Origin of the sequence: Actinotalea sp. (assembly GCF_035443605.1) — a bacterium.
Lineage (GTDB): Bacteria > Actinomycetota > Actinomycetes > Actinomycetales > Cellulomonadaceae > Actinotalea.
This window is the reverse complement of sequence record NZ_DAORSQ010000161.1, coordinates 1-3,942: the sequence shown is the minus strand read 5'-3', so window position 1 is coordinate 3,942 and position 3,942 is coordinate 1. Positions and strand designations below refer to the sequence as shown.

The window sequence follows — 3,942 nt, the reverse complement described above, 5'->3', positions numbered from 1 at the left end:
GCTCGAGGAGCAGGCCGCCGACACCGACCGCCCCTGACGTCCGGCCGACGACCGTCGCGCGCCGCCGGACGGGCCCGATGTGCGCCGCCCACCACGCTGCGGTGTGCACATGGCCCGCGGATAGGGCACAATCCCCTCGCCGAAGGGGTGCGGGAACAACCGGCTGCCGCCGGACATTGAGTACGTACCGATCCAGAGCGCGCCCGCCCGGGCGCCGCCCGGCCTGACTGACACGGAGTGTGGAACGCCTGATGGCAACCGACTACGACGCCCCCCGCAAGACCGAGGAAGACCTCTCGGAGGATTCCCTCCAGGAGCTCCAGGCCCGCCGGGCCGACAAGAACTCCGGCGTCGTGGACGAGGACGAGACCGAGGCCGCAGAAGGCTTCGAGCTGCCCGGTGCCGACCTGTCCGGCGAGGAGCTCTCCGTCCGCGTGCTGCCGCGTCAGCCCGACGAGTTCACGTGCTCCAGCTGCTTCCTGGTGCACCACCGCAGCCAGCTGGCCGCGGAGAAGAACGGTCAGCCGATCTGCTCGGAGTGCGCCGCCTGAGCCTGCTGGGCCGCCCGGACGGCCGCGAGCAGCCGGTCCGGGTGGCGTGAGGAGATGAGCCACGTCGGGGTCGGGTCGCCGGGGTCGGTGACCTCGACGGACACGGCGCCCGGCAGCCAGGAGCGCAGCACGACGAAGGCCCGTGCATCCGATCCCGGGCCCATCGCCCTGCGGACGCCGTCGCGGTCCAGCGCCGTCCCGGCCCCCAGCCAGGCGACGTCGATGTGCGCGGCGGCCGCCCGGAGCTCGCCGTCGGCCACCCGCACGCGCGGGCTGGACAGCACGGCGGCCACGACGCCGCCCACCACGGCCAGGCCGCCGGTGACGAGGGCCGCGGCGGGGCGCACCGGCCACACGGAGATGGTCATGAGCACCCCGAACCCCAGCACGAGGAACCAGCCCAGCGGGCCCGGCCAGAGGCGCTCGTCGTACGTGCTCGGGTCCGGTGCGGTGCGCATCGCCCCAGCATCCCAGGTCGGCGTCCCGGCTGGGGTCCGCGTCGGCGGGCCCGCCCGCGCACTAGAGTCGGGCACCGTGCAGACCCCCGACCCCCGCACCGCGACCGACGGCGACGTCGAGGTGCTGCTCGTGCTGGTCGAGGGCGACCTCCCGGCACCCGCCTACGCCCACCCGGGTGACGCCGGGGCCGACCTCGTCACCCGCGTCGACGCCGTCGTGCCGCCCTCGGGCCGCCTCACCGTGCCGACCGGGGTGCGGATCGCCCTGCCGGCCGGCTACGCGGCGTTCGTCCACCCACGCTCGGGTCTCGCGCGCCGGCACGGCCTCACCGTGCTCAACGCGCCCGGGACGGTCGACGCCGGGTACCGCGGCGAGATCGAGGTCACGCTGCACAACACCGACCCCACGACGCCCGTGGTGCTGCACCGCGGCGACCGGATCGCCCAGCTCGTCGTCCAGCGCGTCGAGCGGGCGCGGTTCGTGCGCGCCGAGCGGCTGCCCGGTTCGCACCGTGGCGACGGCGGCTTCGGCTCGAGCGGGGGCTGGCACGGCGCGGTCGACGGCGCGGCAAGGGGCGCGGTCGAGGGTGCCGGGGACGGCCCGGCGCAGCCGTAGGGACTTCCGGGCCGCGGTACGCGGTTATCGTGGACGGACAGATCATCGAGAGGGATGCACGCGTGGGACTGTTCCGCAGGGCCAAGGGGTCCGCGCAGGATGAGCCGGGCCGTCAGGCCGAGCCCGGCGGCGAGGCGCCCGTCGAGACGGACGGCCGGCTCGACGGCGTCGCGGACGAGGCGCGGCGCGGGCCGTGGGACGTCTCCGAGGTCGACGAGCGCGGGCGCCGCGTCGACCTCGGCGCCCTGTGGCTGCCCGGACGCGACTCCATGGAGCTGCGGATGGAGATCGACAAGTCGACCTCGATCGTCTCGGCCGCAGCGGTCACCATCGACGGGTCCACGCTGCAGCTGCAGGTCTTCGCCGCACCGCGCACCGCGGGGATCTGGGACGACATCCGTGCCGAGATCGCCGAGTCGGTCGTCAAGCAGGGCGGCTCCGCCGACGACCTGCCGGGCCCCTTCGGTCGCGAGCTGCTCGCCCGGGTCCCCGTTCGCACGGCCGAGGGTCGCACGGGCCACCGGCCCGCGCGTTTCATCGGCCACGACGGCCCGCGGTGGTTCCTGCGCGGGGTGCTCACCGGCCGCGCGGCCATCGACCCGGAGGAGGCGCAGACCCTCGAGGGCCTCTTCGCCGACGTCGTGGTGGTGCGCGGCTCGGCGGCCAAGGCGCCGCGCGACCTGCTGCCGCTGACGATGCCCGGCGTGCGGCCGGGCGCGGCCGCGACGCCGGCCGCGGCGCCGTCCGCACCGGCCGCGAGCCTCGACCCGTTCGTGCGGGGCCCCGAGATCACCGAGATCCACTGATGGTCGCCGCCGGGTCGGAGCAGCAGGCGGGACCCGCCACGGGCCGTCCGCACCGGGGCGGTCTGCGCGGCGCGGTGCGTGCGCTCCTTGCCTCGCGGGCCGAGATCGAGGCGGACGAGGAGCGGCGCGAGACGGAGCGTCGTGGGTGCACAGCCGTCGCCGAGCTCTCCTCGCGCCATCGGGCCCAGGTCTCCGGCGTCGTGCGCAGCGTGACGCTGCGCCCCCGGCAGACCGTCCAGGCCCTCGAGGCCGAGCTCTACGACGGCAGCGGCACCCTCACCGTGGTGTGGCTCGGCCGGCGCCAGATCCGCGGGATCGAGCCGGGCCGGCGCGCCAGGGTGGAGGGCCTCGTCTGCCTGCAGAACGGCCGCCCCACGATGTTCAACCCGCGCTACGAGCTCAGCCCGCGTCCCGGTGAGTGAGGACGTGCCCCCCGTCGGTCCGGGGACCGGGCCGACCGAGGGGCAGCAGGAGGACCAGCAGGCGGAGCAGGCGGGCGTCCCCGCCGCCTCCGTGCCGCCGGACGCGCCGCTGCGTGGCGTCCGGACCCTCGTGGCGGACGACTTCTCCTTCGCCGACGCGATCGGCGGTGTGCGGGGGATGGTCGAGTCGACCGCCCCGGGCCTCGTCTTCGTCGTGGCCTACCTCGCCACGCGGCAGCTCGTGCCCGCGCTGGTCGCCTCCGCCGCGCTGGCCGTGGCCGCCGTGCTGGTGCGACTGCTCCAGCGCACGCCCATGACCCAGGCCTTCTCGGGGCTGCTGGGCGTGGGGATCGGCGTCCTGTGGGCCTGGCGCACGGGGGAGGCGGAGAACTACTTCGCCGGTGGGCTGCTCGCCAACGTCGGCTACCTCATCGCGATGGCCGTCTCGGCCCTCGCCGGCTGGCCGGCCGTCGGCGTCGTCGTCAGCCTCCTGCGCAGCGAGCCGATGACGTGGCGCACGGACCCGGCGCAGGACCACCTGCGCCGCCGGTACGGCTGGGCGACGTGGTTGTGGGCCGCGATGTTCGGCGCCCGGCTGGCCGTGCAGGTGCCGTTCTACCTGCAGGGCGCCGACGGCGTCGCCGCGCTGGGCACGGCCAAGCTCGCCATGGGGGTCCCGCTGTTCGCGGTGACCCTGTGGCTCACGTGGTTGCTCGTGGCGTCACCAGGAGCTCGTGCAGAGCGTCGAGGTCGGCGTCCGAGCCCGCCACGATGAGCAGCTCGTCCCCGGCCTCGAGGGTGTCGTCAGCGGTCGGCGCGATGGGTCGCGTGCCGCGCACGAAGGCTGCCAGGACCGTGTCGGTGGGCCAGACCACCTGACCGACGCGCACCCCGACGAGCGGCGACTCGAGGGGCAGGGTCACCTCGAGGATGTCCGCGCCCGACTGGTGGAACGTGAAGATCTTCACGAGGTCCCCGACGGCCACGGCCTCCTCGACCATCGCCGTCATGATCCTCGGCGTGGAGACCGCGACGTCCACGCCCCACGCCTCGTCGAACATCCACTCGTTCTTGGGGTTGTTCACGCGG

Annotated in this window: 7 protein-coding genes; 5 read left to right on the top strand and 2 right to left on the bottom strand. The window is 75.1% G+C overall.

All coding sequences use genetic code 11. The features are described from left to right. Positions 1–251: 251 nt before the first annotated feature. Positions 252–551, top strand: a complete 300-nt coding sequence (locus tag PKY62_RS12475) for a DUF4193 domain-containing protein (protein WP_324537442.1) — start codon at positions 252–254, stop codon at positions 549–551. Here the strand turns inward: PKY62_RS12475 and PKY62_RS12470 are convergent. Beyond that, positions 521–1,009, bottom strand: a complete 489-nt coding sequence (locus PKY62_RS12470; RefSeq protein ID WP_324537440.1) for a DUF3093 domain-containing protein — start codon at positions 1,007–1,009, stop codon at positions 521–523. The genes PKY62_RS12475 and PKY62_RS12470 overlap by 31 nt on opposite strands. 76 nt (positions 1,010–1,085) lie before the next feature. Between PKY62_RS12470 and dut the strand changes: the two genes are divergently transcribed. The 4 genes from dut to PKY62_RS12450 all read left to right on the top strand — a co-directional run bounded on the left by dut (position 1,086) and on the right by PKY62_RS12450 (position 3,628). After that, a complete protein-coding gene (gene dut, locus PKY62_RS12465; RefSeq protein WP_324537438.1) occupies positions 1,086–1,625 on the top strand; it encodes a dUTP diphosphatase in 540 nt (179 codons plus the stop codon). A gap of 62 nt (positions 1,626–1,687) precedes the next feature. Continuing rightward, on the top strand, positions 1,688–2,431 hold the full coding sequence (locus PKY62_RS12460) for a DUF3710 domain-containing protein (protein ID WP_324537436.1): 744 nt from the start codon (positions 1,688–1,690) through the stop codon (positions 2,429–2,431). Beyond that, complete coding sequence (locus tag PKY62_RS12455; RefSeq protein WP_324537434.1) at positions 2,431–2,853, top strand: OB-fold nucleic acid binding domain-containing protein; 423 nt, start codon at positions 2,431–2,433, stop codon at positions 2,851–2,853. The genes PKY62_RS12460 and PKY62_RS12455 overlap by 1 nt, the downstream gene beginning before the upstream one ends. Before the next feature lie 4 nt (positions 2,854–2,857). Continuing rightward, positions 2,858–3,628, top strand: a complete 771-nt coding sequence (locus PKY62_RS12450) for a DUF3159 domain-containing protein (protein WP_324537431.1) — start codon at positions 2,858–2,860, stop codon at positions 3,626–3,628. Here the strand turns inward: PKY62_RS12450 and PKY62_RS12445 are convergent. Further along, positions 3,555–3,942, bottom strand: a 388-nt coding sequence (locus PKY62_RS12445) for a TrkA C-terminal domain-containing protein (RefSeq protein WP_324537429.1), incomplete at its 5' end; no start/stop codon positions are given. The genes PKY62_RS12450 and PKY62_RS12445 overlap by 74 nt on opposite strands.